Source organism: Streptomyces vinaceus, from assembly GCF_008704935.1.
GTDB lineage: Bacteria > Actinomycetota > Actinomycetes > Streptomycetales > Streptomycetaceae > Streptomyces > Streptomyces vinaceus.
On sequence record NZ_CP023692.1, the window covers coordinates 3,616,051 to 3,634,113 of the forward strand.

25 protein-coding genes are annotated in these 18,063 nt (G+C 67.6%); 8 read left to right on the forward strand and 17 right to left on the reverse strand.

What is annotated here, in order from left to right; genetic code table 11:
* Window positions 1-30: 30 nt before the first annotated feature.
* The 14 genes from CP980_RS16150 to CP980_RS16210 form a co-directional block, all read right to left on the reverse strand.
* A complete protein-coding gene (locus CP980_RS16150) occupies window positions 31-1,191 on the reverse strand; it encodes a tyrosine-type recombinase/integrase (RefSeq protein ID WP_483028304.1) in 1,161 nt (386 codons plus the stop codon).
* A complete protein-coding gene (locus CP980_RS16155) occupies window positions 1,191-1,403 on the reverse strand; it encodes an excisionase family DNA-binding protein (RefSeq protein ID WP_132758310.1) in 213 nt (70 codons plus the stop codon). The genes CP980_RS16150 and CP980_RS16155 overlap by 1 nt, the downstream gene beginning before the upstream one ends.
* On the reverse strand, window positions 1,396-2,724 hold the full coding sequence (gene repSA, locus CP980_RS16160) for a replication initiator protein RepSA (RefSeq protein ID WP_150530241.1): 1,329 nt from the start codon (window positions 2,722-2,724) through the stop codon (window positions 1,396-1,398). Before repSA ends, CP980_RS16155 begins: the two co-directional genes overlap by 8 nt.
* A 47-nt stretch (window positions 2,725-2,771) precedes the next feature.
* On the reverse strand, window positions 2,772-3,008 hold the full coding sequence (locus tag CP980_RS16165) for a hypothetical protein (RefSeq protein ID WP_150528454.1): 237 nt from the start codon (window positions 3,006-3,008) through the stop codon (window positions 2,772-2,774).
* The gene (locus tag CP980_RS16170; RefSeq protein ID WP_150528455.1) at window positions 3,008-3,193 is read right to left on the reverse strand and encodes a hypothetical protein; all 186 of its coding nucleotides are present in this window, start codon (window positions 3,191-3,193) and stop codon (window positions 3,008-3,010) included. The genes CP980_RS16165 and CP980_RS16170 overlap by 1 nt, the downstream gene beginning before the upstream one ends.
* A gap of 88 nt (window positions 3,194-3,281) precedes the next feature.
* On the reverse strand, window positions 3,282-3,839 hold the full coding sequence (locus CP980_RS16175) for a GGDEF domain-containing protein (protein WP_132758305.1): 558 nt from the start codon (window positions 3,837-3,839) through the stop codon (window positions 3,282-3,284).
* A 92-nt stretch (window positions 3,840-3,931) separates the two neighbouring features.
* On the reverse strand, window positions 3,932-4,246 hold the full coding sequence (locus CP980_RS16180) for a SpdD protein (protein WP_150528456.1): 315 nt from the start codon (window positions 4,244-4,246) through the stop codon (window positions 3,932-3,934).
* A 23-nt stretch (window positions 4,247-4,269) separates the two neighbouring features.
* A complete protein-coding gene (locus CP980_RS16185) occupies window positions 4,270-4,428 on the reverse strand; it encodes a hypothetical protein (RefSeq protein ID WP_150528457.1) in 159 nt (52 codons plus the stop codon).
* A 21-nt stretch (window positions 4,429-4,449) separates the two neighbouring features.
* Window positions 4,450-4,641 (reverse strand): mobile element transfer protein, encoded by a 192-nt coding sequence (locus CP980_RS16190; RefSeq protein ID WP_167535841.1) that lies wholly within the window; start codon window positions 4,639-4,641, stop codon window positions 4,450-4,452.
* A gap of 11 nt (window positions 4,642-4,652) precedes the next feature.
* Window positions 4,653-5,321, reverse strand: a complete 669-nt coding sequence (locus tag CP980_RS16195) for a DUF2637 domain-containing protein (RefSeq protein WP_150528458.1) — start codon at window positions 5,319-5,321, stop codon at window positions 4,653-4,655.
* Window positions 5,318-5,464, reverse strand: coding sequence for a hypothetical protein (locus CP980_RS35145; RefSeq protein ID WP_167535842.1), 147 nt, complete (start codon window positions 5,462-5,464; stop codon window positions 5,318-5,320). The genes CP980_RS16195 and CP980_RS35145 overlap by 4 nt, the downstream gene beginning before the upstream one ends.
* A 78-nt stretch (window positions 5,465-5,542) precedes the next feature.
* Entirely contained in the window at window positions 5,543-6,901 is a 1,359-nt protein-coding gene (locus CP980_RS16200; RefSeq protein WP_150528459.1) for an FtsK/SpoIIIE domain-containing protein, read from the reverse strand.
* Window positions 6,902-6,903: 2 nt separating this feature from the next.
* Window positions 6,904-7,242, reverse strand: a complete 339-nt coding sequence (locus tag CP980_RS16205; RefSeq protein WP_132758293.1) for an SCO3933 family regulatory protein — start codon at window positions 7,240-7,242, stop codon at window positions 6,904-6,906.
* A 139-nt stretch (window positions 7,243-7,381) separates the two neighbouring features.
* Complete coding sequence (locus CP980_RS16210) at window positions 7,382-8,164, reverse strand: GntR family transcriptional regulator (protein WP_150528460.1); 783 nt, start codon at window positions 8,162-8,164, stop codon at window positions 7,382-7,384.
* A gap of 18 nt (window positions 8,165-8,182) precedes the next feature.
* On the opposite strand from CP980_RS16210, the gene CP980_RS16215 reads away from it, so the two are divergent.
* Window positions 8,183-8,650: an NUDIX hydrolase gene (locus CP980_RS16215; protein ID WP_150528461.1), complete on the forward strand. Its 468-nt coding sequence runs from the start codon at window positions 8,183-8,185 to the stop codon at window positions 8,648-8,650.
* Window positions 8,651-8,658: 8 nt separating this feature from the next.
* Here the strand turns inward: CP980_RS16215 and CP980_RS16220 are convergent, their stop codons facing one another.
* Window positions 8,659-9,531: a nuclease-related domain-containing protein gene (locus CP980_RS16220; RefSeq protein ID WP_150528462.1), complete on the reverse strand. Its 873-nt coding sequence runs from the start codon at window positions 9,529-9,531 to the stop codon at window positions 8,659-8,661.
* A 673-nt stretch (window positions 9,532-10,204) separates the two neighbouring features.
* Here CP980_RS16220 and CP980_RS16225 point away from each other — a divergent pair.
* From CP980_RS16225 to CP980_RS16255, 7 genes are all read left to right on the forward strand, one after another.
* Window positions 10,205-10,888, forward strand: coding sequence for a hypothetical protein (locus CP980_RS16225; protein WP_150528463.1), 684 nt, complete (start codon window positions 10,205-10,207; stop codon window positions 10,886-10,888).
* Window positions 10,889-10,929: 41 nt separating this feature from the next.
* On the forward strand, window positions 10,930-12,024 hold the full coding sequence (locus CP980_RS16230; RefSeq protein WP_150528464.1) for a helix-turn-helix domain-containing protein: 1,095 nt from the start codon (window positions 10,930-10,932) through the stop codon (window positions 12,022-12,024).
* Between the two features lie 459 nt (window positions 12,025-12,483).
* Window positions 12,484-12,807, forward strand: coding sequence for a type VII secretion target (locus CP980_RS16235; protein ID WP_150528465.1), 324 nt, complete (start codon window positions 12,484-12,486; stop codon window positions 12,805-12,807).
* A 3-nt stretch (window positions 12,808-12,810) separates the two neighbouring features.
* Window positions 12,811-14,106 carry an amidase domain-containing protein gene (locus CP980_RS16240; RefSeq protein ID WP_150528466.1) on the forward strand — a complete coding sequence of 432 codons (1,296 nt, stop codon included), beginning with the start codon at window positions 12,811-12,813 and terminating at the stop codon, window positions 14,104-14,106.
* Entirely contained in the window at window positions 14,106-14,540 is a 435-nt protein-coding gene (locus CP980_RS16245; protein ID WP_150528467.1) for a hypothetical protein, read from the forward strand. The genes CP980_RS16240 and CP980_RS16245 overlap by 1 nt, the downstream gene beginning before the upstream one ends.
* A 638-nt stretch (window positions 14,541-15,178) precedes the next feature.
* Window positions 15,179-15,727 (forward strand): hypothetical protein, encoded by a 549-nt coding sequence (locus tag CP980_RS16250; RefSeq protein WP_150528468.1) that lies wholly within the window; start codon window positions 15,179-15,181, stop codon window positions 15,725-15,727.
* Between the two features lie 42 nt (window positions 15,728-15,769).
* Window positions 15,770-16,602 (forward strand): IS5 family transposase gene (locus CP980_RS16255; RefSeq protein WP_425281765.1). Its coding sequence is split into 2 segments (ribosomal slippage): window positions 15,770-16,109 and window positions 16,109-16,602, totalling 834 coding nucleotides; the frame shifts between segments, so codons are not numbered across the junction.
* A gap of 17 nt (window positions 16,603-16,619) precedes the next feature.
* On the opposite strand, the gene CP980_RS16260 is transcribed toward CP980_RS16255, so the two are convergent.
* Both CP980_RS16260 and CP980_RS16265 read right to left on the reverse strand, forming a co-directional pair.
* Window positions 16,620-17,030 carry a hypothetical protein gene (locus CP980_RS16260; protein ID WP_150492357.1) on the reverse strand — a complete coding sequence of 137 codons (411 nt, stop codon included), beginning with the start codon at window positions 17,028-17,030 and terminating at the stop codon, window positions 16,620-16,622.
* 396 nt (window positions 17,031-17,426) lie between these two features.
* On the reverse strand, window positions 17,427-18,035 hold the full coding sequence (locus tag CP980_RS16265) for a TetR/AcrR family transcriptional regulator (protein WP_150528469.1): 609 nt from the start codon (window positions 18,033-18,035) through the stop codon (window positions 17,427-17,429).
* Between the last annotated feature and the right edge of the window lie 28 nt (window positions 18,036-18,063).

Consider the following 18,063-nt stretch of genomic DNA (forward strand, 5'->3'; position numbering starts at 1 on the left):
ACCCGGGGCTTTTGTGTTGCCTAGACCTCTCTACCGTTCCCGTGCCAGATCCGTGCCAGATGCTTGCTCGGCGGCCTTGGCCCGCAGGCTCTGGACCCGGGCATCGATACCGGCGGCGACCTCCCGCTGACGCTCAAGGTTCGAGTGCTGGTAGATCATTGCCGCCTTCTCCGAGGACTGGCCGGCCCGCACCATCGTGTCCTTGAGGGTGGCGCCCGACTGCGTCGAGAGGGTGTGCCCGGTGTGACGAAGGTCGTAGAAGGTGAACGTCTCCGGCAGCCCTGCCGCCTTACGCGCCTTCTTCCACTTCCGACCGAACGTCGTACGCCGGAACGGTGCTCCCCGCTCCCCCACGAAGAGCAGCCCATCCGGCTTCTGCTCGGCGTACAGGTACATGTGCGTCTTGAGATCGCCCGCCATGAAGCGCGGCAGAACGATGAACCGCTTACCCGCCTCGCTCTTGGTCTCACCGGGCGCACGCCGACCGGTGTTGAGCTCCGGCTCGGCGCGACGCACCCAGACTCCGCAGTTCACAAGGTCAACGTCCGGGCGACGCAGCCCCGCTTGCTCCTCGGGCCGAGCCGGACCGTACGCGGCGATGTAGACCATCAACCGCCAGCGCGCCCCCATGGCCTTGGCGAGGGCATCGACCTGGTCCACGGTGGCGGTGGACCGCTCGGCAGGCGACTCCTTGCCCGCGCCCTTGATCCGGCAGGGGTTCCGCCTGATCAACTCGTCGTCCTCGGCGGTCCCCATGATCCCGCTCAGCAACCGGTACGACTTGGCGACGGTCGTACCTCCGGTGACCTTGAGGCACTCGGCTCGCCAGGTGCGGACCCGGGGCGGGGTGATCTCGTCGAGGTCGTACTCCTCGAAGGCCGGCAGGATGTGGAGCCGCAGTAGCCGCCGGTACAACTCGTCGGTTGTGGCGCCAACCCCCCGCTCATCCACCCACTGAAGCGCGTACTCCTTGAAGTTGACCGCGCCCGCGTCCGGGTCCCGCCAATCCCCCTTATTGATCTCGGTCTGCTTCTCGGCAAGCCAGTCATCGGCGTCCCGTGAGGTCGCGAAAGTCTCGGGAGCCGGTCTCATGACCCCATCTGGCCCCGGATAGCGAGCCTGGAACCGCCCGGACGGCAATTTCCGAATGGCGCCGAACACGCGCTTCCGGCCTTTGCGGTTACCACCCACTAGGCAGCCCTCCGAAAGCGCGACCGCTGCGGCCGACGCGGCTCGACGGTGTGGGCAGCGATGTACTCCTGTACGGCGCTCTCCGGAATCCGCACGTGGGTGCCGACCTTGACGTACCGGATGCGCCGCTCGGCGACGAGCCGCCGGGGGAACCGCACGGTGGTGCCGAGGAGTTCGGCGACCTGGACGACGCTGAGGTAGCGCTCATTCATGCTGCTCTCCTTGCAGGGCTTCGCGAGCGGTCTGGCGGTTGAGTTGGATGTCGCGGGCGATGGAGGCGGCGAGGACGGATTCACCCGGGGAGTGGCCGTGGCCGGCGTACTGCCAGGAGGCGAGGACCAGGACGGTGTCCGGCTCGATGTCGACGAGGCCGCGTGCTTCGCGTTCTTGGGCTGCGCGGTAGTCGGCCCGGGTCTGGCGCAGGGCCCCGAGGGTGGTCGAGTAGGCGCGGGACTTCGTGGAGAAGTGGCCGCGGAACCCGAGCATGTGCGACCACGCGGCAAGGCGCCGGTCCGGGTAGAGCGGGTCGAGGTCGAGGCAGGCCGTGATGAGGCGGGCGGTGTGGTCGGGGACGTCGAGGAGGACCAAGGCCTCACGGTTGCCGATCCGGCGGTCGAGGGTGCCGGTGTTCTCCGCCGCCTTGGTGGCGTACTTGGCGACGTAAGAGGCGACGGCCTGTTCGGTGATGTCGGAGCCGTCCCCGAATGCCTTGATCGGCCGGACGTCGAGTTGCGTGCCCCACCGGAAGGTACGGGCGGACTGCTCTCCGGCCGCTGGCACGGTGATCGAGGTGTACGAGTGGGCGACGGCGCTTCGGATCGCGGCGGTCAGCAGTTCGGTCGTGGCCCAGGAGGGCGGCGGGCTGTCCGGCCCGTCAGGACCGTCAATCCGTACGACGGCGTGGAAGTGGATGGCCCCGCGCTTCTGGAACTCGGCGACCTTGCCGTATGAGAGGCGGGCCATGTCCTTCAGCTCCCGTTGGGTCAGTCCGGCGTGCCCGGCGATCTCGCGGCGCAGGCGGGTGGTGAAGCGCTGCCAGAGCTGTCCGGCGTGGTTGTTGAAGAGGACGGCGCCGGCGTAGTCGTACATCGCAGGGTCGAGGGCGGTGCCGAGTTCGGCGTCGTGCTCCTGGTGGTGGATGCCGCAGCGGCAGGGGCGACCGCCGGAGGGACGGTTGTGGACCGGGCCGAAGGAGGGGGCGGTGAGCGTGGCGAAGACCCGAGGGTGCTCGCGGACGGTGGCGGGGATGTCACGGCGGTCGTCCCCGGCGAGGCCTGCGCGGATCAGTTGGTACGTGTCTCCGGCGTAGGTCCAGGCGCAGGCGGGGCACCGGGACACGCGGCGGTTGCCGCAGGCGATGCGGAGGCGGCCTCCGGGTTCGACCTCGGTGGAGTAGCGGTGCAGGGTCTCGCCGGTGGTCTTGTCCTTGGCGAGGGTCCAACCGGTGATGTGGATCGGGTCGGAGCAGCCGCCGGTGCGGTGGATCTGGTCTTCCCAGCGGGCGTAACCGGGAGTCCCGGCCACCTTGAGCATGTCGCTCAAGGTGGCCGGGTCCCAGTCCGCGAGGGTCGCGGAGTCGGTCACCAGCGCCGCCCCCGTCGCGGTCGGGGGGTGTTGGCGTTGTCGCAAGACGGTCCCGAAGCCGGGCCGCTCGGCTTGCGGCTGACCTCACCGCGGGAGGCGTCGTGGTCCTCGTGGGCGTAGCGAACCCGGTGCTGGAAGACGTTCTCGGCGCCGATGTCCTCGGCGACCTGCTCCAGGTTGTACTTGAAACGGTCGTCGTCGCTGATGGACGGCTTGCGGTTGAAGATGCCCATCAGACGCGCACCCCCGCGGCAGTGGTGCGGACGAGCCGGAGGCCGGTGCCGTGGCAGGCCGGGCAGTGGGCGGTGATGGTGCGCAGGTGGCCGGCGCGGTCGCGGCCGCCAAGCGTGACGGCGACGGAGGCGTGTCCGTCGCAGTTCGGGCAGATGCGGCGCGGCGGGAGTGCGGCGCGGTCCATGATGGTGGTCCTTTCGATTGCGGTCGGGAGGTGTCGGCTGTCCGGGCGGCGGCGATGCTTGGTGGCTTGTGCGCCGCTCGGGAGCCGGTCAGTGGGTGATGTGGCGGGTACTGCGGCGGCCGGTGGTGCCCTTGGCCGCGTACATGGCCGCATCGGCGGCGGTGAGCGCGTCGCGAAGCGACGGCAGGGGCAGGTTCGCCAGTCGGCAGGAGCCGACCGAGACGGAGACCGGCAGCTCCTGGCCCTCGTACGTCATCGGGGTGTTGAGTGCGGCGGTCAGGTCGTCCAGGGCCCGGGAGTAGTCGGGGTGGCGGTGGACGGCGACGAACTCGTCTCCGCCGAGACGTCCGGCGATGCCGTGGCGGCCGCACCAGGCGGTGAGGCGAGCTGCCGTGGTGGCGAGCGCGGCGTCCCCGGCAGCGTGGCCGTACGTGTCGTTGAGGGCCTTGAACCCGTCCAGGTCCAGGAGAAGGACGACGGAGTCATTGCGGCGGATGAAGCGCTCGGCCTGGTGAGTCCATCCGGCGCGGGTGCGCAGGCCGGTCAGCGGGTCACGGCGGGCGGTGGCGAGTCGGCGGGTCAGTAGACCCGAGTGCGCGGCCCAGCCGACGAACGGCAGGCATAAGGCGAGCGATTGGGGGTCCACGATGCTCCTTCGTGCGGTCGGTTGTGATGGCGGAGCGGGCTCCGGGTGGCGGCGATGCTTGGTGGCTTGTGACGCCTGCGGAGACCGGCCGGTCAGTGGTTCTTGAAGTCCTGGCGGAGTGCGCGGACGAGGAACAGCAGGACGACGCCGCTGACGGACAGGGCAACCGCGGTGACCGCGACGGCCAGGAGCAGCGAGACGGCGACGGACGCCAGGGCGAGGACTCCGGCCACTCCGCCGGCGGCGAGGGCGAGCGCGGTACCGGGCGACTGCTGGACCAGGCCGCCGAGGGCGCCCGGGGCCCTGTGCGGGACCGTCGCCCCCTCGGGCTCCTCGACGGGCGCCGGGGTCGGGCGGATCGTCGCCGGGCTGTAGGTGTCGGGGGTGGGGTACTGAGGCTTGAACACGGCTGTTCTCCTTCCTGGATGGACTACTTGTTGATCGCGGTGTCGATGGCCGGGGCGAGGAAGCTGCCCGCGAGGAGGAAGCCGCCGAGGAGGATCACGGCGACGAGCCACCAGGGCGGGCGGGTGAGCTTCACGCCGAGGACTCCTACGGCGAGCAGGGCGAACCAGAGCGGGACATCCATGGCGGTGGCCTTTCGGGAGCGTCAGCTGACGCGGCAGCGGTGAGTGCGGGCGGCGAGCTGGGCGGCGGTCGAGGAGCTGTAGTCGGAGGACCAGCCGCATCCGTCGGTGGTGCAGACAGCGGCGTCCTTGGTGCGACCGCGACGGTCGCGATAGGTGCCGATCTGGACGGGGCCGATCTTCATGAGCGAGCGGAAGCTGATCCAGGCGGGCATGGGATCTCCTCTCAGACGAGCTGGGCGGCGATCGCGTCGGCCAAGGCGGGCGGGACGCCAAGCCGGGCGCGCAGGGTCTCGGCGTCGATGTCCGAGCCGGTGCGGGTCCGGTGGTCGGCGGCGATCTTCTGGGCGTGGGCCACGAGGGCGGGCGGTGCCGTGACCGTCGGCGCCGGGGCGGCCGGTTCAGGGACGGGCAGGGCGGGGAGCTCGGCGGTCTGTACGCCGGGTTCTGTCGCCCGCTCGACCACGGGCACGGGCAGGGGCGCCGCTTCGGGTTCAGGCTCGGGGTCGGAGGCGATGGGCGTCGTAGGCCGGTGGACCAGGAGCGTTCCGCCGAGGAAGGCGAGTGCGGGCCATCCGGCGACGAGGATGCGGAGCCAGTCCGGGACGTCGGCCAGATCGAGAAGGCCGGCGGTCGCGACGTTCGCGCCGAGCGAGGCCGCCAGGGCGACGGCGAACCAGGACCAGGCCGAGCGCGATGGTTCTCCCGCATCCCGCAGGGAGCGCAGGCGGTGCCAGGCGGCGACGAGGAGCAGATCCACGCTGACCGGGTAGGCCCAGGCCTTCCAACCGTCCTGTCCGGCGGCTTCGGCGAGGTCGTGCAGGTGGGCGAAGGAGAGGGCTCCGGCGATGACGGCCTGGACGAGGACGGCGTCCGGGCGCAGGCGGGCGGTCACGTCCCCGGCTGGTCTGAGGAGCGGCGCTCGCTGAGCATCAGCGCGATCTCCTCCTCGGAGAGCCACCGCCAGGAGCAGTCGTCGATCTCGTGATCGGAGCCGGTCTTCTCTCCGTTGTCGTCGCCACAGAGCGTGCAGAACATGGGGTTCTCCCGGATCTAGACATGGGTGGGGCAGGGACCTGGCGCGATGAGGCCGCGCCGACCGGGCGAGAGGGGTGATCAGAAGGCGGGAGCCGAAGCGGTCTTCGGCTGGACCTTGCCGACGTGGACGCGGACAGGGAGCGCGGGCCGGAAGGGATCCAGCTCCGGGATGCTCGGGGTGCGGTGCGCGTGGGCGTTGCAGGTGTCCACGGCCTGGCGGAGCGTGGTGTGCGGGGCCCGGATACGGGACCAGCCGCCGGAGGAGTCACCGGCCACGGCGGTGCCGGGGCGGTCCCTGTCGATCTGGACTGCGGCGAGGACGGCGTCCGGGGAGATGTCCCCGAAGGCCATGTTCGCCGAGGTCTCGTCGTTGACGCGGTGGGCGGTGCGTCCGGTGAGCTGGGCGCGAAGCATGGTGATGCCCTTGCCGAGCTCGGAGCCGAAGCGCTGGCCGCAGATCTCCAGGTGGATGCCGGCGGCGCGGCCGAGCTGGGCGAGGCGTACGAGGTCGGTGACGATCTGGTCCCGCCGGGTCTCCTCGGCCCTACTGGCGGCGAGGGCCAGTTCGGCTACCTCGTCCACCACGACCACGACGGGTACGGGGCGTAGGTGCGCCGGGAGATCCCAGATGTCAGCGGTGATCTCCGCATCCGGCAGGCTGACGCTGATGCGCTGCTCGGCCCGGATGACCTGGTAGACGCGGCCCATGTACTGCACGAGCGCGGTGAGCAGGTCGGCTGCGTCGGTGGGATTGTCCGCGAGGGCCGTGAACCGCGCGGCCAGTGGGAACAGTTCCACACCGTTCTTACAGTCGATGCCGACGAGCGCGACGTTCTGCGGTGCCAGCCCGGAGACGAGCGTGCGCTGATAGACGGACTTCCCCGACTTGGTGGCGCCGACGTTCAGCGCGTGCGGGGCCTGCCGGTAGTCCCGGTAGTGGAGCTCCCCGTCCTCCCGCAGGGCGACAGGTATGCGGAGTACCTCGGAGGGTGGAGCAGTCGGCATGCGCACGAGCTTGAGGACGTCGTACCCGGTCATTCGCAGCTCCACGACGCCGGACCGGATCTCGCGGGAGACGACGTTGTGCAGAGCGAAGGAGTGCCGTAGCCGGTCGGAGGAGGCGGAGAAGTCGAACGCGTCCTGCCCGGGCCGGAGTTTCAGACGGAGGACCAGCCCGGTCGCGGTGGGCCGCAGCCGCAGGATGCGCGGCGAGCGGGCTTCGGGGACGGGGCGGTTGGTGACGCGGGCGAGGGCGAGTCGCCAGCGGGCGGGCGGGACGGTGAGCCCGCAGGCGTCCATCGCCGACCGGTAGCGGATCAGGACGCGGATCGCGGCGAAGGTGACCCCGAAGGTCATCCAGTACCAGGTGGGCCGCTGCCAGCGCAGGACGAGTGCGAGGGCCAGGACCACCAGCAGCGTGACCCATAAGGCGGTCATGCTCAGCCTGCCTTGGCCAACGAGGTGACGGCGACGGCGCGGAAGCTGAGTCCGTGCCGCTTCTGGCCGTTGAACTCGTTCTCCCACGGGCGGGCGACGAGACCGGTCAGCGCGACGGGGGTGCCGGTGACGAGCTCACCGGAGATGTCGGGCTCGGCGACGGTCACGGACACGACCTCGGCGTTGCCGTTCATCACGAACAGCACGTCCACGGTCATGAGGTTGTTGCCGCTCTCGTTGTCGACGGCGACCTGTCCCGTCTTCTTGTCGCGCAGCTTGAGCTGCGGGGGCTGGGCGACCATCACGGTCGCGCCGGTGGTGTCCACGGGGATCTGACGCACGGAAGATCACTCCTCTATAGGGGTGGAACTCCGTCACTCATGTATAGGAGCGACATGAAGAAGAGTGCCTGACTCCTATACATGAGTCAACCCGCTACGAAGAGAAACTCGCAGCGGGCTGTGGTGAGTTGAGCGGGCGTCAGTCGCGCGCAGGGATCCGGTACTCGAATACGAACTGGTCAGCGGCCATGAGGGTGTCGCAGACCTCGACGACGCGGCCCTCCTCCGTGACGGCGTTGCGCAGCAGATGCACCACGGGGGCGCCGGGGCTCAGCGACAGCTCGGTCGCTTCGGCCTTGGCTGCCGGCCGGGCCTGGAGCGTCTCCACGTACTCGGCGAAGACGTGACCGTGATCCTCCAGCCGCGCGTAGATGCCGCCGGGACCGGGGTTCTCCGCGAACAGCTCCGGGATGTCCTTCACCACGTCCCACGGCAGGTACGAGCTGGCCGTCTCCACCGGGGTCCCGTCCCGGAAGTACAGCCGACGTCGGGCCAGGACCTGAGTCCCCGCGGTGACCCCGAGGCGTTCCGCAATCTCCTCCGGCGCCTCCATGGGCCCGATGAACAGCACGCTCACCTTGGCCTCGGCACCGGACTGCGCGGACTCAGCGAGGTATGCAGCCCGCCCTTCCTGCCTATGCGTACGCCGGAACCGATCCGAGGACCGGTGCCGTACGGGCGGCCGGGCCTTCACCATCGAGCCCTTGCCGTGCCGGGTCTCCACGAGCCCGCTGGCCCGGACTTCCACCATGGCCTTACGGATCGTCCCACCGGCGACGCCGTAGCGCTCGATGAGCTCCGACTCACTCGGCACCATGTCTCCTGGCTCCAGCGTGCCGGCCCGGATCTGCTGAACGATGTCGTCAGCGATCTGCACGTAGCGCGGCACAGCCCCTCGGCCACCTCCTGCTGCGGTTCCCATAGTCCTTCTCTTCCTCCTATGCTCCTGTACATGAGTACGGGTTCCCCGCAGGTCAAGTCAACGCCACTGCACTCCGTGTCCGTAGCCGGGGCAGTGCTGCGCGAGGACGGCCGACTCCTGGCGATCCGCCGAGCGGACAACGGGACTTGGGAACTGCCGGGCGGAGTCCTTGAACTCACCGAGTCCCCGGAGGCCGGCGTCCGCCGCGAGGTCCTGGAGGAGACGGGCATCGAGGTCGAGGTCCAGGAGCTCACGGGGGTCTACAAGAACACGAGCCGAGGCATCGTCGCCCTGGTGTTCCGTTGCAAGGCGACCGGCGGCGCCGAGCACACCTCGGAGGAATCGACCGCGGTCGCGTGGCTCACGCCGGACGAGGTCTCAGCACAGATGTCCGAGGTCTTCGCGATCCGCCTCTTGGACGCCCTGGACGATGAAGGCCCCCACGTCCGCAGCCACGACGGCCGACAGCTGATCTCAACGCCCTGACCAGCCGGTCACGCATCCGCCCACACGCGGCGATCCCTGGCGACGCTGTAGACGCGTTCGATCTGGGGTGGAGTGAGCTCACCGGACAGAGGACCCAAAGAGGAGACCGCCCGCTCCTGTAAGACTCGGACGCCGAGCTGTGTAGGCACCACATCGATCTTGAGGGCGCCCACAAAGACCAGGACCGCTCGCACGGGCACATCGAAGTCGCAGTGGGTCGTCAGAACCTTGCGCGCCCGCTCGGCCTCGGCCCGACTCTTGATCACATAGGGCTGGGCCTTGCCGCCGTTGACTTTCACCATGTCGTCGCCCACCCACACTCGTTTCTGCGGATGGTGCTTGGTGTTGATCGCGAAGACTCCGCCGGGCCCAATCAGCAAGTGATCGATGTCCACTTGGCGCGGTAACGGAATCGAGTGCAGCACCCGCCAGCCCTGACGTTCGAGCCGTTCAAGCTCCTGCCCGACACGACGTTCGCCAGCCAGCCCCGTGCGCCATGAGTCCTCATCAGTCCTACGCCGCAGCAGCCAAGCCACGAAGCGGTACCAAAGCCCCGGACCCGACTCGGCAAGCCGCTGCCGCAGCTCCTCACCAGGTCGATTCTTCGCGAGATCGTTCTCAGGCGTCAGCAGGGGCAGCCCAGGACGGATTCGATCACCTGCCGACGGCACCGGGGGCGGAGAGGGAGACGGAATCGGATCGGAAGCCATCTCAACCAGCCGGGCCAGCACATCGCCGGCAGCATCCCGATACTCGCTGCGCAAGACCGTGATCTCCCCAGTCCTACGGTCCATCCAGGCGACTGCTGTCCCGTCGGGCAGGTTCACGTATAGGCGATCATGCCCGTACCGCTTCCACGAGGTCACCTTCAACTCATCCACCAGGCCCCCAGCCCCCGCAGGAATGTCAGGGCCATGGGACCAGTGGACCAGGGGAGCCACAAGAGCGCCCCTGCGATAAGACTTTCCCTACTTCATCAAGCACCCGGCTGCGCTCCGCTCCGCCGGGCGGGCTTCCCGGCTCCGCTCGGGGCGACGCTCCTGCCTTCGGCCCGCTCCGCCCCCGCTGCGCCGACGCCCGCCCCTGCAAGGCGGGATAGGCCAAGGGGCATGAGGCAGTCCCCAACGGCCTCCGGTCCCATCTGTCACCAACATGCCTCCGGCGGGGGCGCTCCGACTCCGGGATGGCGGGGGCGCCGCGGGCGAGTGCCGGCCGTGGATGGCTGGGGCGGGGAACTCCCATCCCGTCTGCCATCGGCCCAGGACAAGCCGAGCAGACACGGCGCCGGGCGTCCAGGTCGTTCGTACAGTGGCGCGCTCCACCTGGACGCCCGGCACCGCGTCCGCTCCACATGCGTGTGGGCCGACGGCAGACGGGATGGGAGTTGGGGCGAGTGGTGGGCGGGCCCACGAACCGGCATGACAGCCCTACTGGTTTGCAGGTCAAGGAACTTGAGTGCCCGTCATCGCGCCGCGTTGTCGGTGGCGCACGCTACGCTTATAAAAATCGCTCCTCATGTGAGGGGGCGTTCCTATAACCCCTAGGGAGGGGTGTGTGATCGGGAACTCCTGGGCCAGGCCTGATGAGCACGGCGGCCACGAAGAGCAGCTTGCGGAGCTGGGCCTCAAGTACGAGTACTTCGAGCAGCTGATCAGGGAGGGCGAGGAGGCCCGGGCCGCCGCAACGAAGGACGACGCGAACAATGCAGCCGGGACCTTCGACTACTTCGCCAGGGTGCGCACCCTGAGGAACCTGCTCAGGACCGAGGAGCAGTGGCACCGCTACGACCCCAAGCAGTCCCCGCTCACGGTGAACCCTGACAAGAGCATGGGTATCGGCGTACTGCTCGGAGACGCCCGCACAGGCCTCCCCGGCAACCCGCAGCCGCGGAGCCACCGTCCGGCCGGCGTCGCGAAGGAGTCGTTGGTCGCCCGGAACCAGGACATCGACCCCGGACTCTTCCCGATGCCGCTGGCCGAGGAAGAGCTTGAGGCCCAGCGCAATGAGGACGAGTACGCCAACTTGACCACCTGGTACCTGCTGACCTTCCGCTACACCGCGAGGAAGCAGGGGTTCATCGAGGTGCGGAGCGAGCTGTCTCTGCCCAGTAGGGTTGGCCCTCGCGGCAAGATCGACAGTTGGGACCGCAGGATCCTCCTGCCTGCCATCCGCTTCAAAAAGACGTTCGATTACCCTGATGGCGACACCGGCTTCGACGTTGCCGTCGAAGAGTGGTGAGATAGGGGCGAAGCGGGCATACGTGAGGGTGGCGGTAGTAGATGGTTTCTTCGTCGCGCATCGCCATCGCTCGCAAGCGGAGAGGGCTCACTCTCGCAGAACTCAGCGAACGCGCGGGAGTGAGCCTCCAGAGCTTGTCGAACTACGAGACTGGGCGCACCGATCCCGCTAGCGAGACCTTGGCGAAAATCTCGGCAGCCTTGGACTTCCCTGAGTCCTTCTTCCACAAGTCGAGTATCGAGCTGCTGCCCCTGGAAGCGGTGTCATTCCGCGCGCGCAGCAAACTCGCCGCAGCACCCAGAGATGCTGCTCTAGCTGCAAGCACTCTGGCATTGGAGCTTAACGAATGGATTTCCAGCCGCTACAAGCTCCCCACCTCTCACGTTCCTACACTCGGACGACTCGATCCAGAATCCGCAGCTGATGTTCTGCGCGCCCGGTGGGATCTAGGAGATGCGCCAATTTCGAACATGGTGCATTTGGTTGAATCGCGTGGCATTCGAGTTTTCTCTCTCCCGCCAGAATTCTCCGATGTTGACGCGTTCTCCTTTTGGCGCAACGGGACTCCTTTTATCTTCTTGAGCACATTGAAGAGTGCGGAAAGAGGGCGATTCGACGTTGCGCATGAGCTAGGTCACCTGGTGCTCCACGGCGAGGAGCGTGAGCTGTACGGGCTAGCTGCCGAGAAGGAAGCAAACGCGTTCGCCAGCTCGTTCCTCATGCCGCGATCGAGCGTGGTAAATATCATGCCCGATTCCCCCCTGCCTTCCCAAATCATCGCCGCCAAGCGCGTATGGAAGGTTGCGGCTATGGCTTTGACTTATAGGCTGCATGACCTAGGGATCCTTTCGGATTGGCACTACAGGAAAGCCTGTGTGGAGCTAAGCAAGAAGGGATACCGATCATCAGAGCCGCAGGGAATGCCGGGGCGCGAGAAGTCTCAACTCCTGGAGAAGGTTTTCCATATGGCGCAATCCAAGGGAATCTCTTTGCGTCACGTGGCAGACGAGCTTGATGTCAGCGCGCAGGAATTGAGTAGCTGGATATTTGGCCTCGTCGTCACCGTTCGCGCGGGGTCTGGCCGCCCTGCTACAAAGCCGACATCCTCGAGGGCCCGTCTCACAGTCGTCCGCTGAGCGGCAGCTGCCTACGACCAAGGATGCGCACCCACGGCAGCAGTGGTCCAGCCTTGGCAGCTCACGTGAGCGCAACCCGCGGAACGCACTGGTGCGGTGACGGCGCGGCCTGTTTGACCACTCTGACTGTGCCAGACGCGTGCCAGGTAGGGCGGGGAACGGCGGTCAACGGCGGGCGTCAGGGCGGGCCATGGGGTCCTCCCTGGCGCCCGTTCTCGCTGGTCACACGCCGGACGAGGCGTGGAAGATCGGTGATTCCCAAGCTTATAGCGCGGGTTCGATTCCCGTCATCCGCTCCACACGAAAGCCCCAGGTCAGCGACCTGGGGCTTTGTCATTGCCTAGACCTATCCAGCTCCGCAGTGCCCTCCGCGTGAACCGGGAGATTCCGTCGCGATACCGACGAATCCGCACGCGTGATCGAGATTAGGGTGTCCCTCAAGCCGCTGAGGGGGAGTTCGTGGACGTAGACATCAAGACGCACTATGTGCGGCAAGGTGCAGGGGGCGCCCGCACGGTCGCCGAAGGGGCACTGGATGACCTTCGCACGTCACTCGATTCGAGCGACACGGCAGCCGACGGCCACCACGGCTGGGCCTCCGCCGCGGCGTTGAAGCGGTGCGCGGCCGCGTGGGAGGACCACATGGTCGACCTGGGGAAGCAGATGAACACCATGGCGGACAACCTCCACACCACGGCCAACGCCTACGACACCACGGACGCCCAGGCGAGGGACGCCTTCGGGAGGCTCCAGCACGGCCTCGCCGATTTCGGAAGGAACTGACCCGTGGTCGCGTATCACGACCTGTACGACTGCCGCGTGCACCAGTGGCAGAAGGCTGCGGACGACTGGGTCGACCTCGCCCGGCGCTCTTCTTCCGCCTGCGAGGACATCCGCGCACAGGGCAAGAAGCCGCTCGACGACCACTGGGCGGACGCCACCGGCAAGACGGCCGGCAAGCGCCTGGAGGACCTCGCCAACCGTCTGGAGTCCGGCGGCGACATCATGAAGGGCGTAGCCATGGTCCTCGACGCGCTGGCCCATTCCATGGGCTTCGCCCAGCGCACCCTTTTCCACGCGGTCGAGCTGGCGAGCGAGCACGGGCTGAGCATCCAGGACGGCCGCGCCGAGGGTGCGTACACGGGCGCCGCCCCAGTCGGCCCGAACGTCCCGCAGAACGTGCGCGACGCCTACACCAAGGAACTGGGACACATAGCCGAGGTCAACGGGCTGATAGAGGAAGCCCTGTGCGAGGCCTCCCAGGCGGACGCGAAGGCCTCCACCGAACTGGACAGGCTGGCAACGACCATAGGCGTCGCCGACACCTCGCAGGCGCACAACGAGATCCTGGTCGAGGCGTCCCATGTCGAATTCGACTTGCTCAGGGCGGACATCCCGGTCGGGAAGGACCCGCACCTCGTCCGCGCCTGGTGGGACGGCCTGACGCCGCAGCAGCAGAAGGACCTCATGCGGGCCGATCCCGTGACCATTGCCGACCTCAAGGGCCTGCCGCCCGAGGTCGGGCACGAGCTCCGCGGACCCGACGGCAAGATCGACCGGGTCGAGATGGTGCGGTACGCGCTCGACCACTGGGACAAGCTGGACGATCTTGAGTTCAAGAACAACTGCGCCAATTTCACCTCGTCGGCTCTTGAGGCCGGAGGGATGCAGAAGAAGTTCGACTTCTGGATGGGGCCACGCGGGGACAACACCTGGGGACGTGAGAGCGGCCTGGGGGTGGACTGGATCGACCAGCGGGCATACCACTCCCGTTCGTGGTCGCAGGCCAAAGGCCTGCATGGCTTCCTCCTGCGCAACGGCGGCGAGGAAGTCGCGAGATCGGAAGCACGCCCTGGCGACGTGATCTTCTACGAGCAGGTCGCTCCCGACCCGGACGAGCCGCAGGGCGAGATCTACCACGCTGCCGTGGTGACCTCGGTGACCCCTGATGGCGACGTCAAGTTGACTCAGCACACCAGCTCGTTCCAGAACGTGAGTCTGGACAGCCGCGAGCATGTTGCCACCAGGAACCACGGCGAGCAGCGCATCCACATCGTCCGACCGCACCCGAATTGGTACTGATGGAAACCTCCTCCTCAGCCGCGTTGTCCGGCGCCGCGCAGGACCGCACGGTCACGCCAGGCATGGTGATCACGGCACTGCTCGTTCCGGTCGTGGCCGTTCTCGGTGTGGTCACCTCCTTGCGCGTCCAAGACATCGACCGTGACTGGGTACACCGGCAGCAGGCGGCCTGTCGGCACATGCCTTTCCCGAACATGGAATACGTCGTCGCGTGGTCGGGACCGATCCTCGGCGTGGCGGCCATGGCAGTCTGCGCACTGCTCGCCCGGTGGATCCGCCGCCGCTGCGGCATGCGGCTCTGGGACACGTGGCCGGGGCTCTTGGCCTTCGTCTGCGCCATGCTCAACATACTGGCGATTCTGCTGGAGCTGTTCATGCTGTGGGCCACGTACACCCCCGACGGGTCCGGGCCGATCCTGGGCGACTGCGGGTAAGAAACGGGGCGTTCACAAGCCGTGGAGCGTGCCTGGCTGGTTCGTGGCGCATCTGGGTGCCTCCAGGGCAGGGCCGTGCCACAACGTGCCAGTAGGGGCGGTGAACAACGACCAACAAGGGGTTCGTCGAGACAGTCAGAACAGGGGCACCGTTTAACATTTCCGCAGGTCAGGTGCCATTCCCGTGGTCAAGTGCCGCGTGATTCCCAAGCTTGTGGCGCGCGTCCGATTCCCGTCATCCGCTCAGATACGAAGGCCCAGGTCAGCGACCTGGGCCTTCGTTGTTGCCTAGACCTCTTAGGCCTCGCCGCTTACCGGAAGACCTGACACCACAGCCGCTATGAGAACGAGGCGCGCGGGCTGTCGGCGGTGCGTCCGCGAACTGCGGTGCAAGGCTGGGAACCAGCACGCCCTGGTCTGGTGCGAAACCCCGCTGCCTGCGATGCGGACCCTCGAGGCGATCAACCGCTACCTGCACAATCGTTGCCCATCCGCCCTCCTCGTCGCCGGCACGCCAGGAGCGTGATCCAGCGAGGCGGCCATTGCGGTCGTACGGACCGTGCCGCACCCCGAAGCCCGAGCGGGTGATCGGCACTCCATAGACCACATGACTCATGGAAAGCCGCTATGAAGGTTGCATGTCCGCACTCTTCCCTGAACCACCTAGCCCCGCCCTCGCCGGCAACCTGGATGCCGCAGGCCGCGTCGAGGTGGGTGACGCGCTCCTGGTTCAGTTCCCCAGTGATACGGCTTGCCGTACGAGCGCCTTCAAACGAGCAGCCACCCGCTACGGTCTGCCAGTAGCCAGGGCAAGGGAGTACGTGGCCCTTGCCAGGTGGTTCAGCCCCGACATGCGCGCGCGCATCTTCGCTGATGTCCAGGTCTCCTACTCCGTCTTGAGGGAGGCAGCCTGCGACTATTCAAGGTCAGGTATGCCTGATCACCAACGCTGGGACGCTCTTCGCTCGTTGATCGACACCGCCGCCGAGCAAGGTCTGAGGCGCGTGACGGCGAGTGAGTACCGATCCGCAATCGGTTCCCGGCAGATCCCGAACCAAGCCAGTGCCATGCCGGCCGAGGCAGTGGTCCGACAGCTGGAGCGCCCTGATGTCTGGCAAGCCGTGGTCGACTACATCGTGACTGACCCTGCCAGCCGCCGAGAAGTACTGTTGCGACTCTCGGCCTAGAGCCTGTCGTCAAAGTGATCTTGGGTTGTGGATCATGGAGTGATGATATGCCGCCATGAACTGTCCGATGCCGAGTGGGAGCTCATACGTCCCTTGCTGCCCCGGCCTGCGCTGGGGCGGCCCCGGCAGGACGACCGGATGGTCCTCAACGGGATCGTATGGAAGTTCCGCACCGGTGTCCCCTGGCGGGACGTGCCCGAGCGGTACGGCCCGTGGGCCAGCCTCCACACCCGCTTCCGGCGCTGGGCGGCGGACGGCACGTTCGACCGGATGCTGCGGGCCGCGCAGGCGAACGCGGACGCGGCGGGTGACATCGACTGGCTGGTGTCGGTCGATTCCACCATCGTCCGCGCCCACCAGCACGCCGCCGGGGCCCGAAAAGGGGGCACCAAAACCCGGCCCTCGGCCGGTCCCGGGGCGGCCTGACCAGCAAGGTCCACCTCGCCTGCGACGCGACCGGCCGCCCGCTCGCATTCGTCCTGACGGGCGGGAACACCAACGACTGCACCCGGTTCACCGCGGTGATGGACGCCATCCAGGTGCCCCGCCTCGGACCGGGCCGGCCCCGGAGCAGACCCGATCGCGTCATCGGCGACAGGGGCTATAGCTCCAAGGCGATCCGCACCTGGCTGCGGCGCCGCGGCATCAGGCACACCATCCCTGAGCGTGCCGACCAGGTGCGCAACCGGGCCCGGAAAGGAAGCCTCGGCGGCCCACCTCCGGCCTTCGACAAGGAGGTCTACAAGCACCGCAAGGTCGTGGAACGGTGCTTCAACCGCTTGAAGCAATGGCGCGGGATAGCCACCCGATACGACAAGACCGCCGAGTCCCACCAAGCAGCCGTCTCCCTCGCCTCGCTCCTGATGTGGGCGTGACACGTTGAAGTCACTTCTTACAGGGGCTCTCCGGCGCGACGGTCAGTCCGAGAAAGGACTCCGGTAACGGACGCTGAGAACGGCTCTCGTTCGGTGCGCGGCAGCGGCACTTCGACCAGTTTGCCGTCATAGATCATCCATAGGCCGAAGCAGTCGTCCTCCTCGTCACGAACGAGGACTTGAACGGAGTGCGGATCCGGCCATGCCAGAGACTCCAGGTGGCTCAGCAACCCACGCCAGTTGTGGCGGATGAACTGAACAACCCACGCGTAACACTCTTCGGACGGCGTGCGCAGCCCGGCGAACATATGGTCATCCACCGGTGTGAAGCACTGGTGCCAATCCCGGCTGTCGCTGGGGCGAGTGAGGGGTTCCATGACCTCTTCGGCCCGTCGCGCCAGGACGATGACCTCTGTGTATCGACTCATCAGCCCATCATGACCGTGCCCCGTCAGAATGGGACCGAGAGGCGATCACACTTTGACGACAGGTCCTAGCGCTCTCACCCAACCCTGCCTTCAAGCCGTTTGTGCCCTCTCCCCATCCCGTGCCAGCCGCGTGCCAGATGCGCAATCGGCTCCCATTCCGCTCAGGGCACGCATTCGGGCATCGATCCCCGCGGCGGCTTCCCTCTGACGCTCAAGGTTCGAGTGCCGGTAGATCATCGCCGCCTTCGCCGGGGGCTGGTCGGCGCGGACCGTCGTGTCTTCCACCCACTGGAGGGCGTACTCGCGACAGTTGACCGCCGCTGAGGCCTCGTCCTGCGAGGTCGCGGAGCGGGTCTGCCGGGCTTGAGGGTGTGCCGACTTTGCGTCGGTGTGCGGTCAGGGGAGCGTTGTGAAGATCCGGTCCAGGTGGTGGCTGAGCACCGCGATCGCCGACTCCGGGCTTCGCTGGCCCACGAGGATGCTGGTGCCCATGGTCGCCGCCATCGCGAGCAGGCTGATCGCCTCCGTGCGCGCGTCAGCGTGCGGATCCGCCAGGCCGGCCCCCTGCGCCTGCTGGAGGAGTCCGGTCACGGCGTTCTCCGCGGCGTCGGGGTTGTCGATGAAGGGCTGGGCGGCCAGCGCCTCGTCGGTCACCGACAGGATCGCGTAGGAGCTGTACAGCAGGTGGAACGTGCGGCTCTCCTCGTCGGTCGGCAGCGAGGCCAGCAGCAGGGCCTCGATGGTCGTGCGCGGGCCCGGGTCCGGACCGGCGGCCGCCAAGCGGGCGCCCACCCTCGCGGTGAAGCGGTCGGTCAGGTGCTGGAGGCCGTAGAAGAGCAGCTTCTCCTTGGTCTCGAAGTAGTACTGCACGAGCCGGAGCGACACACCGGCCTCCGCGGCCACGTCGCGCATGCCGACGGCATGCAGACCCCGCCGCCCCGCGACCCGGATGAGCGCCTCGGAGATCTGGGCGCGCCGCTCCTCGTGATCCACGCGCTTCGGCATGTTCCCGCATCTCCGCCTGTCGACAGTG